This is a genomic window from Bradyrhizobium sp. HKCCYLRH1030 (assembly GCF_051168395.1).
In the GTDB taxonomy this organism is placed as follows: Bacteria; Pseudomonadota; Alphaproteobacteria; order Rhizobiales; family Xanthobacteraceae; genus Bradyrhizobium.
Genome location: NZ_JBNPUY010000007.1, coordinates 117926 through 138905 on the forward strand (window position 1 = coordinate 117926; position 20980 = coordinate 138905).

Below are 20980 nucleotides of genomic sequence, written 5' to 3' on the forward strand. Positions count from 1 at the left end.
TCGGCTACCAGAGCCAGCCGACGCCCGCGAGAACCCGGTCGGACATCGCCCCCGCCGCGCTGTGATCGATCACCTTGGTGTAGTTCAGCTTGTAAACCAGGCTGGGATTCGGAAACACGGCAAGGCCGACGTCGTGGAACGTCATGTCACCGCTGCCCGTGATGTTGTTCAGGCCGTTGGTGAGATCGGAGCCGAGCATGCCCGACGTCTGGAAGTTCTGTCGGGTATAGCGATAGAACGGCACGATGTCGTAGTCGTTGGGCGCCCTGAAGTGGTAGGCGATCTCGCCGGAGTAGCCCCACATGTTCTTGCCGACGTTGTTGTCGTCGACGAGATCATTGTTGGCGCGGAGGTTCTCCGGATTGGAGAAGTTTACGTGGGCATATTCAGCCCGCAGCTCCAGCCCGGTGTTCGGAACGCGATAGCGGGCCTCGGTATTGAAGATCGTCATCGCGTTCTTGCCGAGGGGCACCTCGCTGCCGTCCGGCAGCGTCGCATAGGCGCCCCGCGGCGTGACGTTCGGCGAATAATAGATCGCCGAGCTTCCGGCAAAGCCGGGAAGGAACGACGGCGTGTAGCTCAGCCGCAGCGTATAGGCGAGCTGGTTGCTCAGCTGCCGGAAATCGCCGATCGGCGCTCGCGAGAGCGCGAGCGCTTCCGAGCCGTTGATGCCGCCTTCATAGCCGCCCGGATTGATATGACCATTGTCGCCGCGATGATCGAATCCGTCGCCGAAATCCTCCGCGCTCTGGCTGACCTGGAACTGATAGTTCAAGCCGTCGATGATCTTGCCGTGAAACCCTGCCGATGGCGCGTACCATGTCGTCGGGATCAGGCCGTTGGCAAGCTCCGGCCGCTGCACGCTGTAGAACAGCGTCGGCTCGTGATACAGGTTGGTGAAGGAGATCGGGATGAGATCGATACCCGGCGAACGCAGGGTGAAGTGGTCGTTGAACTTGACGTCGAAGAAGGCCTGCTCGACCTCGACCGCACCATGCAGCTTGTCGTCGTTATCGAATGCGGTGCCGCCATGCTCCCATTCCAGCTCCGCGTTGAAAGTGATGGAGTCATTGACCTGATAGGTCGGCAGCAAGACAAGGCGGGCCATGTCGAAGCCGTTCTGCCACTGACCGTTCGCTGCGGGATTTTGCACCGAGCCGAGCTTGATCTCGCCGTACATGCCGATCTTCATGCCGGGGACCGGCGACGGCGCGGCGCCGAACAGGTCTCTGCTGGGCTGCGGCGCAGGTGCTTTTAGATCTGCTGCCGGCAGAAATCGCGGCTTGGAATCCGAATCGGCGAACGCTGCCGCCAGCCGTGATGCCGGGGATGGCGATGGTCCGGCATCAGCCCCCTTCGACCCACTGTCCCTGACGTCCTTCGAGTCGGCGAGCGCCATGGCGTTGCCGACCGGCTGGCTGGACGCAGTCTGCGCGTTGTCGGAGGCTTTCGCACCTCCGGCACGCGCGTCCTTGGCGCCGATCAGAGGCATCGGGTCGGCCGGGCGGCGAGATGCGAGTGATGCGGACTGTCCGACGCTGGTCGTCTTCTTTGCCTTGGCGTCCTTGAGCTCGACTTGAAGACTGTTGATGCGCTGCTCCATGGACTCGAGCTTCGCCATCAGCGCTTTGACGGCTGCCCCGTCCGTGGACCGCGCCGAGCCGGCGTCGGCCGCCTGGGCTGCTGCGGCGCTCAACGCCAATGTCGATACGGCGGCAAGCAGAGATGGCAGGAGTCGGTCGCGGCCGCGAAGCGGGCCACCGCCTTTGCCAATACTCAAAGCGCCGTCGTGTGAAGACGCGGAGCAATCTGCGCGCCTTCCGCTGCAGCTAATCAAGACCATCAGTCAAACCTCCCCATGATGATGCGCGGACGTGCATCCCCTTCGCCCGCGCCGCCGTGAGCACAGAATTCGTGCGCGACTGCGAGCCATTCGCGCTAGAAGCCCGCGATGTCGATACTTGGGCTCGTCGGAGATGCTCGCGTGTCAGCACTTGGGCGGCGCTCGTTGCGCGGCGGAGGCACGGCTTGCCGACCAATCGCTTGGACGCCAGCCGAGATCTGGCTAAGTGTTTTCAGTCATTGATAATTGCTGCTGGGTTCATGTCCGGCGTGCGGAGCGTCGAGCGGCGCAGCGTAGAGCTGCATTCATGCCTTTGCATCGCGAAGTAATAAGCGACGTCACACTTCGCCAACGACGGCCCTACTCCGAAAGAAATTGCGTTCGTGCGATGGCGCAGCTCGGACGAAGCAATGGAATCCAACGAAAAGCCGCAAGCGGACGCGACTGAGATTGCGGCAAGACGCCGCACGCTTCTCTCGTGGAGATGTCGCATCTACGCACGCGAATACCAGTCCCTTCCGATCAAGGCAGTCAAACCGGTAAGGCGCTCGGCTTCTTTAAAGAGATTCTAAACCGGTTACGCGAACCGACAGCGGTGGTTCTCGAAATGATAACAAATCAGTTGGCGCAGTTTTCAGGGTCGACGACACGCCCGGACTCGCTCCCATCATTACGCCGCATTGCGTGACGCTATTATTCGCCAGTTAGTGTGGTCTATCTGACGTTGGCTTCAGTATTCCCTCGAATGCCATCGACGAAGACGTCGCCTGACCACATCAGGATCGTGAATAGTCAGATACGTCCATCTTCTTCGACGCGCGTGACGGAATTTTCTGCAAAGCGGGACGGACGTCAGGACGGGAGTTGAGGGTGAACCGATTGCTTCGCTTGGTCGCCGCTATCATCGGAGAGGCACTATGAACGCTGTCCATCGGTTGGAGCCGGCGGCCGGACCGTTGCAGAATGTTCTTGGGTATCTCACCGAGATGATCCTGCGCAATGCACGTGCGGTCGCGCGCCTGTCTGACCATCGGCTTGCGGGCGGACAATGCTTCGTGTTCCATCAGCATGAGCTGGAGAAGCTGCCCGGCATTACCTACAACACGTTCGACGCTGATGGGCCCGTGTGGCTCTCCATCGAACGCCTGGTCGCCACCGATCCTCCCGCCGTCGAGTACGACCTGGCGATGTGGATTGACGTGTCCGCTGATCCGGACCGTCGCCCGCTGGTTCGGCAACGCGTGACGATCACGGTGCACGCGGCGGAAAAAGACCGGTTGATCGCGGCCGGTGACGCACGCGGCGAGCACTGCTCGCCGGCGAACGGCCCGGGGGTGGCCGCCGGGCTCTGGAACGTGCGATTGCATCTTGAGCAACGCCCGGACATCGTCGAGCGTCTGGACCGCTATCTCGCCGGCTCGTGGACAAATTGGGCCGCGGCCGAGCGGCTACGCCGCAAGACCATCGCGGTTCATCAGCGATTGCGCGAGATGGCTCGCGTGGCGGGAGCCGGAGGCAACGATGGCAGCTGCGAAATCGTGTGGGGCATTGGCGTGTCACGCTGGCGGCAACAAGGCCGCGAGTTGGATCTTCCGCTGCTCGAACGCCTGGTCGAGATCGAGGTCCTCGATGGCTCCGACACCGAAATCAGAATCCGGCCCCGCATGGTCGGCGCGACGGTCAATCTCAAGGCGTTCGAACCGCTGACATCAGCGGCCGGATTGGCGGGGCAAACGGCCGAGCAGTTGCTCGAGACGATCGAGCGCGGCAACGAGCTTTCGCCATTCCAGCCCACCAGCTTCGAGCCGGTTCTCAGCGCCATCGGCTCACAGCTCGACCCGCATGGGATCTACTGTCCCACCATGCCCGACTCCGCATTGCTGCTTCCCGAGGAGGACGAGCAACTGGTCGTCTCCGATCGCTGGGTGATCTTTGCGCGGCCGCGCTCGGACGCACTGCTGTTGCGCGACATCGAGCGGCTGAAGCGAGCGATCGAATACGCGCCCGGCGACGCTTGCTGCCTGGCCGCACTGTCTCGCCTTCTGCTTGGCGCGCCGGACCACGAAGCCCATGACGGCGCGCGCCGTCGTCTATCCGGCGTGATCGGTGAACCGATCGACGTCGGGCCGGATGCGCAGATCGCGGCGGATCACGGCGACCTGTTCTTTCCGCTGCCGACGAACTCCGACCAGATGGAGGTCGTGCGACAGCTCCGGCGATCGGACGGACTTGTCGTGCAAGGCGCGCGCGGGTCCGAGCGCACGTCCACCCTCGTCAACCTGGTTTGCCATCACCTCGCAATGGGCCTGCGCGTTCTCGTCGTCTCGCGCAACGAGGCTGCACTCGGACTGTTGTCCGAGAAGCTGCCGCGCGCTGTCCGTGATCTGACCGTCGATCTAACCGGCTCCGACAAGGACGTCTTGAAGCATGCGGAGACAGTCGTCAGCCGGCTGCTGTCGATCCTCAAGACCACGAACCCGCGCGCGCAGGCGGAACAGGTCAATCGGCTGGAGCGCGACATCATCGCGACCAGCGTCGAGATATCGCGTCTCGATGACGCGTTCGCAGACATCGCCAGCCGCAGCATGCTGCGGTCATCCGGTGTCCCCGACCTGCCGTTCGACGCGTTGACCACGCTGATCGCCGACCGCGACGCCTATGCCTGGTTCACCGATCAGCCGTCACGATTCGTGAGTGAGAGCGACCTTCTGGTTGCGGCAGTCGAGCAGGCCCGTGAGGCGCGTGTTCGGCTGGGTACCGATCTCGCATATGTCGACGACGCGCTCCCGGAAATCGCGGCCCTGCCGGACGCCGTGACCGTGAGACGTTTGCACGAGGACCTGCAGCCGGCGCGGATCGACGGCGAAAGCCATGACAGCCGGCTTGCCTGCCAGATCATCGCGGAGCTCGGGCCGGACGGAGCGGACTTGCTCGCCGGCGACCTCGACGCGCTCGCGGCGGCCCACCGGATCATTGCCGACGAGCCCTGGCTCGCAGCGCTGTCGCCGGTCGGCCGCAAGGCCGATGCAATGTCGGTTGACGGTGGCATCCTCGTCGATTTTGCCCGCGATGCGTCGTCCCTGCTGTCGCAACGTGCCGGCTTCCTGGTTCGGCCGGTGGAAACGCCGGCGGACGCCTTCGCCAGCCAGGAACTGCTCACGATTGTCGAACGGCTGTCGGCCGGAGCAAGGCCGTTCGCGACATTCTCCCTGTCCGGCCGTGCGTTGAAGCAGACCGTGGAGGCGATCAGGGTGGCTGGCTTCGCGCCGAAAGGCGCGGCCGACTGGGGCCATGTTCGCGACTATCTGACCTGGCGTCGGCACCTGCATTCGCTCGACGCCAGATGGCGATCGCTAGCGGCCGAAATCGGTGCGCCTGCGCCCGAGCCGGACTCCTCTCACACGTTCCACGGTCACGAGCGCGTCGTCAAAAGCGTCGAGGCCGCGATCGTGCTGGCGGCGCTGGCGAAGCGCAATGTTCTCACCGCCGCACCGAAGCTGTCGATGCCGGACGACGCGATCGCCGGACTGCTCGGTGACGGCCGAAGACTGTCCGCGCTCGCAGCCGCAGTGAGGAGCATGGCTCTCCGCATCGGCAAGCAGCGGCTGGAGCTCACCCGGCTGAACGAGCTGTTTGGCGGCAGCGGCAAGATCGCAACGCAGGCTCATGCCGACGTGCTCTCGCAGATCGGCCGCGACGGTGTCGACCCGCGCGACATCGAGACACGCTGGAGCACCCTTCGCACCCGGCTGCAGTCGCTGCACGACCGGCGCCAAGATTTCGAACTGCTCGACGAGGTCTGCCGAGCGATCACCGAGGCCGGAGCGGACGCCTTCGCCCGGCGGATCAGGACCGAGCCGGCACATCCGCAGACCGGGGATCCGGTGCTCGTTGCAGATTGGATGATGGCCTGGAATTGGGCGGTGCTGATGCGGCAGACCGAAGGCATCGGTCAGCATCAGCGTTTGCAGGGCCTGTCCGACCAGCGCGCGGCGCTGGAGACGCGACTGCGCGAGCTGTTCGGTCAGGTCGTCGTGGCACGGATGCATCTCGGCCTGGCACAGAACACCGGCAGCGCCATGAGGCAGGCGCTCACCGTGTTCATGACTACGCTGAGAAAGATGGCAGCGACCTGTTCCGGCCCCACCGCATGCCGGTTGCGTCAGGCTGCACGCGAGGCACTCGAGAGCTGCTACGAAGGCATCCCATGCCAGCTCGTGCCGGCATGGCGCGTGGCCGAGCAGCTACCGGCCCGGCTCGGCGCATTTGATCTCGTCGTCATCGACGATGCCTCGCAATCCGATCTGCGCGAACTCACTGCGATGCTCCGGGCCCGCAAGGTCGTCGTCATCGATGACGATCGGCAGACCGGCGAGCGCGTCGCGCAAGGTGAGCACGACATCGAAACCATCGCACGCAGCATCCTGCGCAGCGGTCCGGCTGCCATGCGCCGGTTCCTGCTGCCGGGCGCAGCGCTCTGCGATTTCGTCAAGATGCTGTTTCCCGACCGGATGATCAGACTTCGGGAGCACGCTCGCCGGGTCGATCCGGTCGCGCTTGCAGCCGTCGGCTCACCGCAGCCATCGGCACCGCCGGCGACCAGCCCGCATCCGGCTCCCGCGCGGCTCGCTGGCGCTGCGGAGGATCACCCGGCATCCGCGCGATCCGTAACGCGCCGCGCCTATTCGCTGGAAGACGAGATCGCCACGGTGGCCGAAAGCCTGTCGCTGGCGCGGCTCTCGGAGCAACGCGCTGAGCCGGCCATCTCGATCGAGAGTCCGGTGCCGGATTGGCTGGGCAACCGCGCCGGCGCCGGCATCGGGGCGCGTCCAACGCGGCGCCGCGAGCATGAGGTCGCGACCGATGAAACGCGTGCCGCCTCGTCGTCTGATACGCCCGCCTCTGCGCCGCCCGCGTCCGTCGCGCCCGCAGCGCCGGTCGAGATCGAGGAGAATCAGCCGTCCGCGGCCGATCGGCTCGCGGAGGCTGCGAGGTCGCCGGCCGACGATGCCACCATCGCGCGGGTGGCCGTGCTCGCCCGCCCGGCGGAACTGTCCGAGACGACGACGCGCGGCCAAGCCGAGTCGGAGCGCGACGCCGTGCATATCGATCATCGCGCGCTGTCGCCGGGTCGGCGTCCGCGGCCTGATCATGGAGCGAGGCGTCCACACCGCTCGCTCCGCCGGCACATGATGGCCGCTGCCGCCGGCTTGGCGGTCGCGGTGGTTGGCGCATCGATCTACTGGCAGCCGGCGGCGAGCCGGATCACGACGTCCTTGCAAACCGTTTTGAACCGACTCCCGGTGTCCTGGAATGCCGCCTCGCCGGCCGCCGCCGAGCCGCGCAAGGTCATCGCGGATCGGATAACGCCTGACGCCAGGGGCGGTGCTGGCGGCGATGCGATCACCACGGGGAGCGCGACCGAGACGATGGTGTCACATGCCGTGCTGTACCAGGAGGATCCGCAGGATCCGCACGGCAAGCGCTATCTCGGGAAAGTCACCTGGCATGTCGAGCCTGCGGCAGGAGCGGTGCCAGCCTCGATCAAAGGCGATGTCGAGATCGACAAGAGGATGACGGCGACGTTGTCGCTGCGTCCAAACAAGGAAGCCGAAATGCCGGCGAGCCACATCATGGAGATCAAGTTCAACTGGCCGGACGACCCGTCTCACGCCGGGGTGGAGACCTTGAAGGGCGTCAGCATGAAGCCCAAGGAAGCGGGTCGCGGGACCCCGTTGACCACCATGACCGCCAAGGTGACGCCGGAGTTCTTCATGATCGCGCTGTCGGCGGGGGATGTCGACATGAAGCGGAACGTGTTGCTGCTCAAGGGCAAGGACTGGATCGACATCCCGATCGTCTACAATGGCGGCAGCCGGGCGGTGCTGGCGATCGAGAAGGGAGCGGACGGTGAGCGCGCGTTCAAGGATGCGTTTGCCGCCTGGGGACAATGATCCGGCGGCAAGGCCGACGCACGGAAGGCGCCGTCCTATGATCGGCATCGACATCCTCGCGCCATCGCAGGCTCCGGTCACCGATCGGGACGAGCGACCGCTGACCGCCGTGACCTATCCGGTGCCTTGCGAGCAGTGCGGCCGGATCGTGCGGGTGGCGATGAACACGCTGCGCCCACCCGGCTTCCACCGCCTCGACGAGCAGGTCGCCTGCCCCGAGATCCAGGAGCGCCGCAGCAGGGGCGACGGCGGACTGTTGTTGATGATGTGCGGCCCCTTGAAGCAATCGCTCGCCGCACGATGCGATGCGGCCGAGGTCGAGGCCACCGCTCCCGGTGGCGGACAGGCGGGACGGGTCGTCTGCAGCATTCCCGGCGTCTCGATCGCTCAATACGCCCCGAACGAGGCGCGCAGCCGCGCGGAGATCTGGCAGGCGCACGGCTACGACAAGCTGGCCACGAGGCTGCGCGCGGCCGCAGCAAGGGCGGAGCGCAGGCCGCTGGTCTGGACCCGCGCTGCGGCGGCCAGCCTCGGCGCATTGTTGCTCGCTGCCGCCGCCAGCTGGTTCATGCTGGCGCGGGAGCCGGCCGCTCCCCCGCCAACACAGCCGCAAGCCGCCGAGGCCTCCGTGGCCGCGTGGAGCCGCGCAAGCGTCGAGAGTTCGGGGCGCGTCGTCACGGCAGAGGCCATGTCGGCCGCGACCGCCCCGGCGCCGATGCCGGACGCGCCCTCGGACCCTGCAACGCTCTCGCGTTCCACGGAAACCGCGCCGCTCGAGGCACCCGCCCTGCTCGCGTCGGCAAGCGCTGCGACCGCTCCCGAGACTGCGCCGGCAGCAGAGTCGACCGCGACCCCAGGGCCGGCGGAGGCAGCGGCGATTCGCCTGCCTGACATGGTGATGATTCCAGGAGGGGCATTCGCGATGGGCGGCGTCGAGAGCTCCGAGCTTCCGGTCCACCGCGTCACGACCAAGCCGTTCGCGCTCGGCAAGTACCCCGTCACGATTGGCGAGTGGAAGGCGTGCGTGGCTGACGGGGCATGCGCCGACGTGATGAGCGGCCCGGACGACAACCCCGTGACGAATGTCGGCTACGACGACGTCAGGGGCTATCTGGCTTGGCTCTCGCGGGCCGTCGGCAAGCCGTTCCGGCTCCCGACCGAGGCCGAATGGGAATATGCAGCGCGCGGCGGCGCAACGACGGCGTTCTGGTGGGGCGACCGGATGCGCTCCGGCATGGCCAATTGCAACGGATGCAACGAGCCCGGCGCGCCCGCGCAGCTCATGAAGGTCGGAAGCTTTGCGGCCAATCCGTTTGGCCTGTTCGACATGGGCGGGAGCGTCGACCAATGGGTGGCCGACAGCTGGCACAAGAGCTATCAGGGCGCGCCGTCCGATGGCTCGGCATGGATCGACGAGCAGAGCTTCGTCCATGTCATTCGCTCGGGTTCATGGAAGAAGGATGCGAGCTATGCCCGCAGCGGGAGCCGCGACCGCTATGATGGGCGCGTCAGGTATCCGACCCATGGCTTTCGCCTCGCTCTTTCGCTCTGATGCGGCCGCGGTATGCTGAGCCAGGCCAGCGTGCCGTCGACGCCGATGCGGGGCCTGCGCCCGCAAATGTCTCGCGCCACAGCGAACACCAGCGTCGCAGATCCGCAGGACGCCTGGTCTGCCGAGCCTCTTTATTCAAATTCTTATCGGGAATCGTAGGACGAGACCGATCGAAACCTCAAATTTGCCGCGCTACGCCCCATTCATGGACCGGCTACACCGTTCGATATTTGCGATCGATGATCGTCGTTGTTTATGAGTTGGGGATATGTGGAGTGAGAAATCTACGCGTCGCGCGCCGCTACTGGATCTGACGCCCTGGCGACGACGTCGTCTCGCCGCAGTCGCGACGCTCGGGTCCACCGTGTTGGCCTGCACGCTGGTGCTGTTGCCGACTCTCGCATGGGCGCAGGCGAAAACGGCGCCGAAGGACGCCTACCTGTATTTCATCACGCCAACCGACGGCGACACCGTGAAGACCGCGTTCTGGTGCCGGTTCGGACTTCGCAACATGGGCGTGACCCATGCCGGTGACGCCTTTGCCAACACCGGCCATCATCACCTCCTGATCGACGCCGATGAGCCGATCAGCCCGGGCGAGCCGATTCCGCAGGACAGAAAGCACCTGCACTACGGCGCGGGCGAGACCGAGGCCCTGATCGAGCTGCCCCCCGGCAAGCATAACCTGCAGCTCGTCCTGGGCGACGGCATGCACTTCAACTTCGATCCACCGCTGGTATCGAAGAAGATCACGATCACCGTGAGCAGTGCTTCGCAGAGGCACGGGCAGAGCGCCACTTACGCCCACCGGCGGACGCGGCATCTTCACGCGCACACCGCGCGTCAGGCGGCGCAACCGTCGGCCACCGAAGCGCCGCCGTCCGATCCGGCAAAATCGGCGGGAGCCGTCGATTTCATCAAGAGCTTCCTGTCGGGTGCGAAATGAGCCTCCGCCCGCTCCCCGATGGAGCCGGTTCGGCCGGCACATCAGTTCATCGCGACGTGCCGGAGCCTCCAACCGCAGCACTGCATTTGTCCGGCTCGGCTCTATTGATACGACCTCCAGACGCGTGGCTTGCTTCGCCTCGGCGAGCGCCAAGAGCGATCATCAGCATCGGTCCAAGCTCGGAGGCGAGGCGCGGGGAGACCACGCCATTGATCGTCCGGAACAGGTACGACAGGAAATAACCAGCCGCGAATGGAATGAACACCAGAGCCGTAACGGTCCAGCCTGGGATTGCGGCACCACCGACCTTGGCGTCAACGCCCATCCTGCCGAACATGTAGTCCGGCTCAAACTCCCAGAAATCAATAGTTCAGCTTGGAAACTGGCGCTCCCTAAGGAAGCAGGGAAAACCAACAAACTCAAAGAATCAGCACTCCTTTCGGGACGCCATGGCTGCGGTGCCCGTGGCCTCGCCCGACAGATGCTGGTCCGGCGAGTTGGGCTCATTCCCCGTCATGCGATCGCGCGCACCGCATTCGCGATCATCTCCGCCACCGATCCATCGTGGGCGAAGCCGAGGGCCAGCTCGGCGGTGGCATCCAACTCGGGATAGCGGCCGAAGACGTCCTCTATGCCTTGATCGGGATCGAACGTCACGCGCGCGGCGCGCTCCGCGCCGAGCAGCTGCGCCAGGCCGTCCACCACCTCGGCGATCGAGAGACGAAGCGCCGGAAGCTGCAGGGTTCCGCAGACATCGAGCTTCCCGGCGAGGAGGAGATTGTCGACGGCGGCCTTCGCGGACAACCACCAGGCCGTCGCGCCCGGCGACACCGGACAGACATAGCGCTCGCCCGCGGACAGCGCGTGCAGCAGCTCGCTCATGAACGCCGATCCGAAGCCGCTCACGGGCCTGGGCCGCGCCACGATGCCGGGCAGCCGCAGTGCGATACCCGACAGATCTCCGCGTCGCGTGTGATCGGCGAGCGCGATCTCCACCATCCGCTTGTGCGCGCCATAGGTGATCGCCGGCCGCGCCTCCGTGCGTGCGCCGACCCGCGCCTCCGCAAGCGCGCCGTAGACGGCGATGCTGCTGGCATAGACCACGCGCGGCCGATGTCGGCTCTCCGCCAGCAGCTGGAAGAGATCCAGCGACGCATCGAGATTGACGCGGCGGCCGAGCGCGGGCGCGGCCTCGGCGCGGCCGCCGGGAATGCTGGCGAGGTGGAACACGAGGTGGAACGGCGCGGCGCCGAGTTGCTCGAGCACGGCGGGATCGTCGAGGCCGCCTCGGATCCAGGACAGACGCGCACCGGACAATCCCGCTGGCGCCTCGGCGAGATCGAGTGCGGTGATTTCAGCACCGTCCATGTCGATCAGCAACCGATGCAGCAGCGCACGGCCGATGAAGCCCGCGGCCCCCGTGACAAGAATACGCATGGTTCAATCCGGCCGATCGGCGCCCGCCGCACGAACCACGCGCTGCGCGACACGCCCGAACGGACCCGGCCGGCCATCGGCGAAGCAGGCCTGCATGGTCACCTCCTCACCGAAGCGCAGGAACGAGGTCCGCGCCGCGCCGTGCTCGATCATCTCGATCGCCCGGACCTCGGCAAGGCAGCTCGATCCGGCGGCGCGATCGGCGTTCGAGACCGTGCCCGAGCCGATGATCGTGCCGGCCGTCAACCGCCGCGTCCGCGCCGCATGGGCGATCAGCTGCGGGAACGAGAACGCCATCTCGCGGCCCGAGGCTGCGCCGATCCGCTCGCCATTGCGCCGGACATGCAGGGCCATGTCGAGCCGGCCATCGCGCCAGGCATCGCCGACCTCGTCCGGCGTCACCGCAAACGGCGCGAAGCTGGTCGAGGGCTTCGCCTGCAGGAAGCCGAAGCCGGTGCGAACCTCGCGCGCGCCGACCGCGCGCAGGCTCCAGTCGTTGATCTGCACCAGCAGCCGGATTCGTTGCGCAGCCTCTTCGGCAGAAGCAGCCATCGGCACGTCGTCGACGATGACGCCGAACTCGCCCTCGAAGTCGATGCCATCAGCTTCTGTCACGAAGGGAACATCGTCCTGCGGCCCGAGGAAGTCGTCGCTGGCGCCCTGGTACATCACCGGGACGGTGTCGAAGTCGGGGATCGGCGGCTTGTTGAAGGCGACATCCATCAGCCGTCCGTGATTCAGGAAGGCCGAGCCATCCAGCCATTGCGGCGCGCGCGGCAGCGGTGCGAGGCATCGCGCGGGATCGAACGCCGTTACATCGGCAGCCGATCCATCCTCGAGACTTTCAGCGAGCTGGCGCAACGCCGGCTCGACCTGCTGCCAATTCCGCAGCGCCGTCAGCAGATCCGGTGCGATGGCGCTGGCATTGCACGCGCGCGCCTGATCCCCGGAGACGATGACCAGGCCGCCGTCGGGGCTGCCGTTCCGATAGGTCGCGAGTCTCATCAGCTGGCCTTGGTCGGGTTGGCTTCGGGACCGAACTTGCCGTCGACCAGGATGAACAGCATCCGGCACGGCTTGTCGCTGCGGTTGGCCCAGGCGTGGTTGGTGCCGCGCTGGATCACCACGTCGCCGACCTTGAGGTCAGCGGTGCCCTTGTCGAGCACCAGCGTGATCTCACCGGAGATGACGATGCCATAGTCGATCGTCTCGGTGCGGTGCATCAGCGGATGTGGCGATTCCGTCGTCACGGTCGAGGCGTGGGGGTCGCCGATCTGGCTGAACGCGGCATTCATGCGCGCCGCGCCGTTGCGGAGAAAGTCCTCGGTATCCGGCGGAATGTCGACGAAGCGGATGCGGCTGCCATGCGTTGGCGGCGGCAGCCGCAGCGGCCCGATCGTCGGATCGGGACCGTTGTCGATCAGCGCCGGCGTTGCCTGCGTGCTCCAGACCTCGTGGAAGAAGGTGCCGGGGATCGCCGCCAGCTCGGTGACGGTTGGCAAGGCGCCGTCGGACGAGATCACGGCGGCGCCCTGCGCGTCATGGCCGGTGACGACGCGGCGGATCTGCGGAAGGGTCATGCTGGAGGCCTCCTGGTCAGGCGATTTCGAGAGAGGCGGCGGACGCCGCGCCGCGCGCAGCGAACACGCGCGAGAACATCACGACGGCGACGGATGAGATGATGACGGCGCCGAGCCCGAGCGCAGGATAGCCGAACAGCTGCACCAAGGTGCCGCCGAGAATGGGGCCGATCGCAGCGCCGATCATCAGCATCGCCGGCGTGCCGGCCAACGCCCGCGCGGTCGGGTCGAGACGCGACAGCAGCCCGAACGCAAAGGTGTGGGTGAAGATCATTACCGCGGCAAAGATCGCGGTCGGGACCGCATAGGCGACGAAGCCGGAGCCGAAGGTGATCGTCACGGCGATCAGCGCCTGGCAGACCGGGCCCGCCAGCAGCACGTGTCTCGCCGGTAGCCGCCGCTCCATTATGGCGGCGAGCGGCGCCGGCAGCAGGTTGACGAAGCCGAGCGCGATCAGCACGCCCGTCACCGCGTCAGCTTCGAAGCCGCGGTCAGCGCCGATCCGCTCGATGAAGCTGAACAGCATCGCCTGGGTCAGCGCCATGCAGCTGATGCCGGCAATGCCGAACCAGACGGCGCGCGGCAGATGGCTGACCTCCGCGATCAGATCCTCGTCACTGCGCACCACGCCCTTCGGAAATGACAGCGCCGCCGCCAGCGCCGCGACCGCCATCACGCCGGCAAACACGACGAACAAGGCCTGGCCGCCGAAGCTCGCCACGAGATTGGGCGTCATGCCGAGAAACAGAATGGCAAACACACCGAGCGCCATTCCGACGATGGCGAACAGGCGGTGCGGGTTGGCGCTGCGTGCGATGGTGCCGTGAGTGAAGCTCAGCCCGCAGGCCGCTGTTGCGCCGCCCAGCGCGTGCAGCATCGCGAGCAGCGCAAACTCCGACGTTCGGCTCGCGGCCAGGAACACCAGCGCGGCCACGCCATATCCCGCAGCCGCCGCCAGGCGGGCGTTCATCCGGTTGAAGCGAGGTGCGAAGAACAGGCTGCTGAGCACGGCGCCCAGCAGGAACAGCGTGGCCAGCAGTCCCGCCTGCTGCGGGCTGAACCTGTAGCGCTCGATCAGCGCGCCCACCCAGACCGGCAGCGCGACGAGATCGACCATCCCGGCGCAATGCGCGACCATCAGCGCGATGCGTCCGCGCCACGTCTCCGTCGTCACCGTCATGGCTTCCTCCCCGTTGATGATGTTGTTCGTTGATGTTGTTGGCTCAGATCGGCTGCGTCAGCCCGACGATCGACTCGCGCATGATCCTGGCGTGCTCCGCCTTGTCGCCGTTCTCCATTTCGATGCGGCAGAGCTGCGCGGAGTTCTCGATCACCATGCGGCAGCGCTCCCAGCGGCGCGCATGGAAGCGGTCGAATGCCTCCTGCAGGGTCGTCGCGCGAGCCAGCTCCTCGGCCAGCACGATGCCGCTCTCGATGCCGATGCCCGCGCCGGAGGCGAGGTGAGGCGTGGTCGCGGCCACGGTGTCGCCGATCAGGATGACGCGGCCGCGATTCCACGGCGCCGGCACCAGCAGGTTGGCGAGCGGCCGATAGTCGATGGCGGCGTCGGGAGCGAACAAATGCGCCCGCAGTGCCACCAGCACGGGATCGCTGAACGGCGCCAGCAGGTCCGCGACCAGTTGCGGCCAGGACGCGCGCTCGGCCTGGAGCTTTTCCGGCCGCGCCTCCGTCACGAACATATACATGTGGCTCGGCGACACCGGGTTGACGCCCGCCTTGACCGCACCACCCAGCCACATCCGCGGACGCACGATGTCGGCCGGCCGCGGCAGCACGGCGCGCCAGACCACCTGGCCGATGTATTGCGGCGACTTGACCTCGGGAAACAGCAGCGCCCGCGTCTTCGAATGCACGCCATCGGCAGCCACCACGAGATCATAACGGCCCGTCGTGCCATCGGTGAAGGCGACCTCGACATCGCCGTCGTGCTGCGTGATCCGCGTGTAGGTGCAGCCGACACGCACGTGAACGCCAGCGGCGCGCGTCGCATCGGCGAGGATGCGCCCGAGTTCGGGCCGCATGATTCCGCCGCCGCCGGGCACATCCGATCCTACGGCCTTCGGTGTCGGGATCTCGCCGATCCGATGCCCCGATGGCGCGAACAGGTCGACACCGTCAGCCGTGTAGCCGCGCCGCGCGAATTCCGCGAACACGCCGATCGTCTCGAGCGCGCGCAAGGTCGGTCCGCTGACCGTGATGCCGGCGCCCTCCGGCCGCCAGTTCGGATCGACCTCGACGAGATCGATGTTGATGCCCGCCTTGCGCATCTGGATCGACGCGGCCATACCGGAAAAGCCGCCTCCGATCGTCAGCACCCTGCTCACCACTGCCATGGTGCTTCCCCCTCTGCAGTCCGCCCTTGCGGGCATGTTATGACTTTACGAACAACTCGCCGTCGATGACGACGAGCTCGAGACGGCTCAACCGCTCGCCGCGGCACGGCCCCTGCACGCACAGCCCGGTGTCGGGCATGAACTCGGCGCCGTGCGCGTGACAGACGATACGCGTGCCGTCGGCGTTGAGATACGCATCCCTGCGCCAGGCCATCGGCGCACCGCCGATATGCGGACAGGCGTTGCGCCAGCCATGCAGCTGTCCGTGCCGGCGCACGACGAACAGGCTGTCCTGCCCCTCATCATCGGGATCGAAGCCGCGCGACTGCGCCTCGCCGATCTCATCGGCGCGGCACAGCCGGATCCATCGCGCCTCGGCCTCACGCGTAGTCGCCATTCTCGGGGATTCCGGGGCCGGGGTACCATTTCTTGCGCATCTTCATCAGGAAGGTCTGCGAATTGTCGGCGGATGCCGTCGCCTCGCGCGGCTGCCAGCTCGCATCGTGCTGGTCCATGTCGGCATCCATCTCGATGTGGCAGCCGAACGGGCTATTGAAGTACCAGAACCAGTTCGAGCCCAGGATGTGACGGCCGGGGCCCCAGAACGCCTGATAGCCCTTCTCGACGAAGCGATAGCCGTTGGTGATCATTTCCGAAGGACCACCGAAATGGAACGTGAAGTGCTCCACGCCGTGCATGTGCGGCGGCGCGCCGATCAGGAAATGGGTGTGATGGTCGAGCGAGCCGCCCGGCTGCAGGAACGGCCCGGTGCCGGTGAAGCGATCGGTGCAGCGGAAGCCGAGCCGGTTGACGTAGAACGCCTCGGCCTTCACCACGTCGGGCACGAAATAGACCACATGCGACAGCGAGCGCGGACGGATCACGCTGCCCGGCGGCGGCACGCCGAGGCTGTTGATCGGCCGGAACACCACGCCGCCCGGCGCATTCGAAATCTCGCTGGCCAGCATGAACGGCCGCCGTGCCGTCAGTTGAAAGCCGATCACGAAGTCGGAATCGTCGGTCGACTCGATCGAGCCATCGGGCAGCCGCCGGACCTCGCGGTCGCGCCGCAGCTCGGCGGTGATCGCCCCCAGCGTCGCCTCGTCGGCGACGCCCATCACCGTCTTGCGCAGACGGCAGCCCGGCACGGGCGCCGGCGGCAGAGCCGGATCATCCTGCCGTGCGATCACCACGGCGGTGCCGTCGATCGCCTCGAAGCGGCCGCCGCGATCGGAGACGTCGACGGGCGTCAGCCCGTAATCGACCAGGAAGCGCGCCGCGCCCCTCACGTCGTCGACACCGAATATCAGGCTCTCCAGACCGACGATTTTCATAACTTTCCTCTCCACCTGCTGCTTCAGGCGATGTGTCCGTTCAATGTCTCTGCGACCCAGTCCGCGATGTAGTGGCCGGCATTGATGCTGTTGTCGAAGCTCGCATGCTGGGCGCCGCCTTCACGCGCGGTGAAGACCTTCAGCTCGCGCTTGGGCGAATTCACCAGTTGCTCATAGGTCCGCTCGGCCCAATGCAGCGGAATCTGCGAGTCCTTTTCGCCATGCGTCACCAGGAACGGCACCTTGATGCGGTCGAGAATGCCGTCGAGGTGAACCTGCTCGGCAATCCGCATGAAGTCGTCCTGATCTCTCGCACCCCACACCCAGCGCACATGCGCCCAGTAATGCGGGACCGGGAAATCACCTTCCTTCTGCAGGCGCCTCTTCTGCACGTCGCGCCAATCGTGATTGGCACCCCAGGCGACGCCGCAGGCAAAGCGCGGCTCGAAAGCCACCGCGCGCGGACAGTAGTAGCCACCGAGCGAGACGCCCTCGAGACCGATCCGCTTCGGGTCGACGTCGCTGCGGGTCTCCAGCCAGTCGACGACCCGGGACGCCCAATGCTCGCTGTCATGGCGCGCGGTGAGACCCTGCAGCCGGAGCGCCTCGCCCGATCCGGGCTGGTCGATCACGAGCGACGACACGCCCCGTCGGGCGAGCCAGGCGGGCAAGCCGACGCGGTATTTCATCTCCTTGGTCGAATCCAGGCCGTTGACCTGCACCAGCAGCGGCGCCGGCCCGTCGCGCCCTTCCGCGCGGACCATGAGACCGGCAATGTGGGAGCCTTCATAGGGAATCTCGACGCGCTCGCAGTTCTCCCGCGCCAGTGCAATGCCCTTGGCGAACACGTCGAGACATCTGCGGTACAGCGCCAGCCGCCCCGGCGCCTCGTGCGCCTGCAGACGCTCGCAGGTGATCAGATAGCTCGCTGCGCGGCCATATTTCTCGCCGGCCGACAGCAGCCGCCCTTTCGCCTCGTCCTCGGACGCGAGCGCACAGAGCTTGTCTGCCATCCGCGCCCAGGTCTCGCGGAAGGCCTGGGTACCGTTGGCATCGGGCTGCCGGGCCGCCTCCTGCAGCGGCGCGCACATCTCTTCGATCTCGCCGATCCGCGCGCCCATCTCGATCGCGAGATCGACCGAGAGATTCCAGACATAGTTGGTCGGAAAATACTTGAACATGAATGCACTCGCGACGCGCGGCCCGGCCACGCGTCTTCCTCGACGTTCTTCCCGAGGTCTGGCATAGCCCCGTTTGACCATTTCGAAAAATTGATTAACAAGATTGATCGCATTGATCTCTTGAATACCTCGAGCGAGGCCGCCCATGCGCTTCAACAACAAGTTCGACCTCAATCTCCTGGTCGCGCTCGACCATCTGCTGCACCTGCGCAGCGTCAGCGGCGCCGCCGCGCGCATGAACATGACGCAGTCCGCGATGAGCAATGCCTTGCTGCGTCTGCGAACCTATTTCGATGACGAACTGCTGGTGAAGATCGGCCGCAAAATGGAGCTGACGCCGCGAGCGGAGACGCTGAAGGACTCGATCAGGGACCTTCTGGTGCGGGTCGACTGGGCCATCGCCTCGTCTGCCGAGTTCGATCCCGCGCAGTCCGACCGCTGCTTCAAGATCCTGGCGTCGGACTACACGCTGGTGACGCTGATCCCGCGGCTGCTGGCGCGCAGCGAGGCCCTTGCGCCCGGTATCCGCTTCGACTTCCTGCAGCAGGTGCAGCGGCCGGAGCGCGCGCTCGAGCGCGGCGACGTCGACCTGCTGATCATCCCGGAGGAATTCAGCTCCAAGCTGCACCCGTCCGAGGTGATCTTCGAGGACGACTTCTGCGTCATCGCGTGGAGCAAGGGAAAGTATGGCAAGGGCAAGCTGTCACGGCAGGATTTCGCCAAGTCGTCCCACGTCGTGATGCGGCCGGCGATCGCGGCGCAATCGCTCGAAACCTATTATCTGGAGCAGCGCAACACGAGCCGCAGCGAGGACGTTTCGGTCTACGCGTTCACCGCCATTCCGCATCTCGTTGCCGGGACGAACCGCCTTGCCACCGTGCACCGGCGGCTCGCCATCGCCGCCCAGCGCAGCCTTCCCATCCGCATCATCGAGCTGCCGATCGCGCTGCCGGCGCTGCGGCAGCGCGTGCAATGGCATCGCTACCGCTCCAACGATGCCGGCCTGCTGTGGCTGCGCACTCTGATCCGCGAGGTCGTCGCCGAGCTGCCCTGACCACCGTCGACCGGCACTGGCGATGGCGAACGGCCGGCGCGAGACGCCGGCCGCCTTCGTTGATGAGCGATCAATCCAGCTTGCGCGAGTCAGCGCTTGATCGGTCCGGCTCCGGGCGGCGGCGCGGGCACCCAGATCGGGAATGCCAGATTGGCCCAGACCGTATCGCCGCGGCTGCCGTTCTCGACGTAGAATGTATGCTGGTAGTTCACGTTGATCTGGAAGGGGCCCGCATTATAGGTCAGCGACGGGCCTGCATTGATCGAGCGCAACCGGTTGCCGTCCTGCACCCCGGCGAAATTGAATGCCTTGACGCCGTTGATCTTGTCGTCCTGATACTGATGCGTATAGCCACCGACGACGCCGAGCTTCCAGGCGCCGATATTATAGCCCGCGTTGAAGTCGACCACCAGCGCATCACCGCTGCGGTACTGCTGGGTCAGCTGCGTGAAGGCGTTGACCGAATCGGTATTGGTGCCGTTGAGCAGCAGACGTGGCGAGACGGCGAATTCGAAGCCCTTCGGATCGGCATAGCGATAGGCGAGGACGGGCGAGATGGTGGTGTAGTTCGTGCCGACGTTGAGGGGCTGCCGCGCCGAATAGGTGCCGGTGTTGGGCATGATGTCCAGGCCGACCGTGAAGGTCTGCACGGGCGACAGCGCCCAGCTCAGAATGATCGGCGAGAAGGTCAGATTGGCAAGGCCGTTGGCCTGGAACGATCCGCCGGGATTGGTGCTTTCGAGATGGACGAAGGGCACCACGAGCTGCGAATAGACATGGGCGCCGAAAAAGTCGCCGGGATAACTGGCGAGAAACCGCATCGTCTCCGACACGGCGGAGAGCTTGAAGTCGATCGGCAGCTTTTTGCCCTGCCCGTCATACAGGCCGTTGGCGCTGGTGTAGCTGGTCTGGCTGATCGCAAACAGGCCCGGGATCGGCGGAAACGACGCAATGAACACGCCGGGCGAGCCCGCCGGATAGTTGGTGGCCGCGTTCTCGGCGGCCCACGCACCCTGGATCATCCCGGCCAACATCAACGCTGCGGAAGCGGACCGCTGCAGTCCTCTTGTCATGAATCCCCCCTTGGTGGCGCGTTTTCTACGAAACGAGCTTGCCCCCGACCGACCTCATGGCGACGCGCCCGCGCCCGACCGATCGCGTCATTGATGAGCGATCCCAGATCATTCGTAAAATTGATCGTTTTGATCCGAGCTATTCACAGTCTCGATGTGCCGGCCTCACGGGCGTCGATTGATGTCGCGCTCCTTGGTTCGAGCAGAGTGAGCAACCACGGGCACGTCACCGACGACATAATCGATCTCACCCACCGTGTTGAAGATTGCCCGTACGAGGCCTGCAGTTCAGGCCTTGGATCAAACACAACCATAGATTGTTGGCGGCAGACGCATAGGGCACGAACCTAGGACCCGCTGATTAAGAGGCGTATGACTTGCCAGTAACTTCCATGGTCATTCCACCAATGACGATTTCATGACGTCGGGCCACGCTGCTGGATGAGAGGCCGCATGGCGGATTCAAAATCAGTTTGATGATGCAACGATATCAAAGCCATTTTGGCAAATCGTCGAGACGAACTGCCGCAATATCAATCGGTTGTTTGCCTTCTCAATGAACGCGTCGTATCCGGACGCGCGGCGCGATCGGTTCAGCAGGCCGGCTGTTCGCGTTGATGGCGAAAAAACGCAGCGCTTGCAGACCGCTTTTCAAGTGCTGGCTGGGTCAGT

The 20980-nt window shown here is 65.7% G+C and carries 14 protein-coding genes; 4 read left to right on the forward strand and 10 right to left on the reverse strand.

Features of this window, described 5'->3' with window-relative positions; genetic code table 11:
- Window positions 1–4: 4 nt before the first annotated feature.
- Window positions 5–1843, reverse strand: coding sequence for a porin (locus tag ACQR1E_RS21190; RefSeq protein ID WP_315715581.1), 1839 nt, complete (start codon window positions 1841–1843; stop codon window positions 5–7).
- Window positions 1844–2760: 917 nt separating this feature from the next.
- On the opposite strand from ACQR1E_RS21190, the gene ACQR1E_RS21195 reads away from it, so the two are divergent.
- The 3 genes from ACQR1E_RS21195 (at window position 2761) to ACQR1E_RS21205 (ending at window position 10295) form a co-directional block, all read left to right on the forward strand.
- Entirely contained in the window at window positions 2761–7797 is a 5037-nt protein-coding gene (locus ACQR1E_RS21195) for a helicase (protein WP_316201044.1), read from the forward strand.
- Window positions 7798–7834: 37 nt separating this feature from the next.
- Complete coding sequence (locus ACQR1E_RS21200; protein WP_316201043.1) at window positions 7835–9349, forward strand: formylglycine-generating enzyme family protein; 1515 nt, start codon at window positions 7835–7837, stop codon at window positions 9347–9349.
- A 382-nt stretch (window positions 9350–9731) separates the two neighbouring features.
- Complete coding sequence (locus ACQR1E_RS21205) at window positions 9732–10295, forward strand: DUF4399 domain-containing protein (protein WP_316186890.1); 564 nt, start codon at window positions 9732–9734, stop codon at window positions 10293–10295.
- A gap of 513 nt (window positions 10296–10808) precedes the next feature.
- Here the strand turns inward: ACQR1E_RS21205 and ACQR1E_RS21210 are convergent.
- Genes ACQR1E_RS21210 through ACQR1E_RS21245 form a run of 8 tightly spaced genes read right to left on the reverse strand, consistent with a single transcriptional unit; the run spans window position 10809 to window position 18181 of the window.
- Complete coding sequence (locus tag ACQR1E_RS21210) at window positions 10809–11732, reverse strand: NAD-dependent epimerase/dehydratase family protein (RefSeq protein WP_315828109.1); 924 nt, start codon at window positions 11730–11732, stop codon at window positions 10809–10811.
- A 3-nt stretch (window positions 11733–11735) separates the two neighbouring features.
- The gene (locus ACQR1E_RS21215) at window positions 11736–12737 is read right to left on the reverse strand and encodes a fumarylacetoacetate hydrolase family protein (protein ID WP_315715577.1); all 1002 of its coding nucleotides are present in this window, start codon (window positions 12735–12737) and stop codon (window positions 11736–11738) included.
- Window positions 12737–13312, reverse strand: a complete 576-nt coding sequence (locus ACQR1E_RS21220) for a cupin domain-containing protein (RefSeq protein WP_315715576.1) — start codon at window positions 13310–13312, stop codon at window positions 12737–12739. Before ACQR1E_RS21220 ends, ACQR1E_RS21215 begins: the two co-directional genes overlap by 1 nt.
- A gap of 16 nt (window positions 13313–13328) precedes the next feature.
- The gene (locus ACQR1E_RS21225; protein WP_316174801.1) at window positions 13329–14486 is read right to left on the reverse strand and encodes an MFS transporter; all 1158 of its coding nucleotides are present in this window, start codon (window positions 14484–14486) and stop codon (window positions 13329–13331) included.
- 49 nt (window positions 14487–14535) lie between these two features.
- Window positions 14536–15666, reverse strand: coding sequence for an FAD-dependent oxidoreductase (locus ACQR1E_RS21230; RefSeq protein ID WP_315828108.1), 1131 nt, complete (start codon window positions 15664–15666; stop codon window positions 14536–14538).
- A gap of 37 nt (window positions 15667–15703) precedes the next feature.
- Window positions 15704–16063 (reverse strand): Rieske (2Fe-2S) protein, encoded by a 360-nt coding sequence (locus tag ACQR1E_RS21235; RefSeq protein WP_315715574.1) that lies wholly within the window; start codon window positions 16061–16063, stop codon window positions 15704–15706.
- A complete protein-coding gene (locus ACQR1E_RS21240) occupies window positions 16047–17000 on the reverse strand; it encodes a VOC family protein (RefSeq protein ID WP_315828106.1) in 954 nt (317 codons plus the stop codon). Before ACQR1E_RS21240 ends, ACQR1E_RS21235 begins: the two co-directional genes overlap by 17 nt.
- Before the next feature lie 23 nt (window positions 17001–17023).
- Window positions 17024–18181, reverse strand: coding sequence for an alpha/beta hydrolase family protein (locus ACQR1E_RS21245; RefSeq protein WP_315715572.1), 1158 nt, complete (start codon window positions 18179–18181; stop codon window positions 17024–17026).
- Between the two features lie 145 nt (window positions 18182–18326).
- Between ACQR1E_RS21245 and ACQR1E_RS21250 the strand changes: the two genes are divergently transcribed.
- The gene (locus ACQR1E_RS21250; RefSeq protein ID WP_315715571.1) at window positions 18327–19235 is read left to right on the forward strand and encodes a LysR family transcriptional regulator; all 909 of its coding nucleotides are present in this window, start codon (window positions 18327–18329) and stop codon (window positions 19233–19235) included.
- An 89-nt stretch (window positions 19236–19324) separates the two neighbouring features.
- Here the strand turns inward: ACQR1E_RS21250 and ACQR1E_RS21255 are convergent, their stop codons facing one another.
- Window positions 19325–20308 carry a SphA family protein gene (locus ACQR1E_RS21255; protein WP_315715570.1) on the reverse strand — a complete coding sequence of 328 codons (984 nt, stop codon included), beginning with the start codon at window positions 20306–20308 and terminating at the stop codon, window positions 19325–19327.
- Window positions 20309–20980 lie beyond the last annotated feature (672 nt).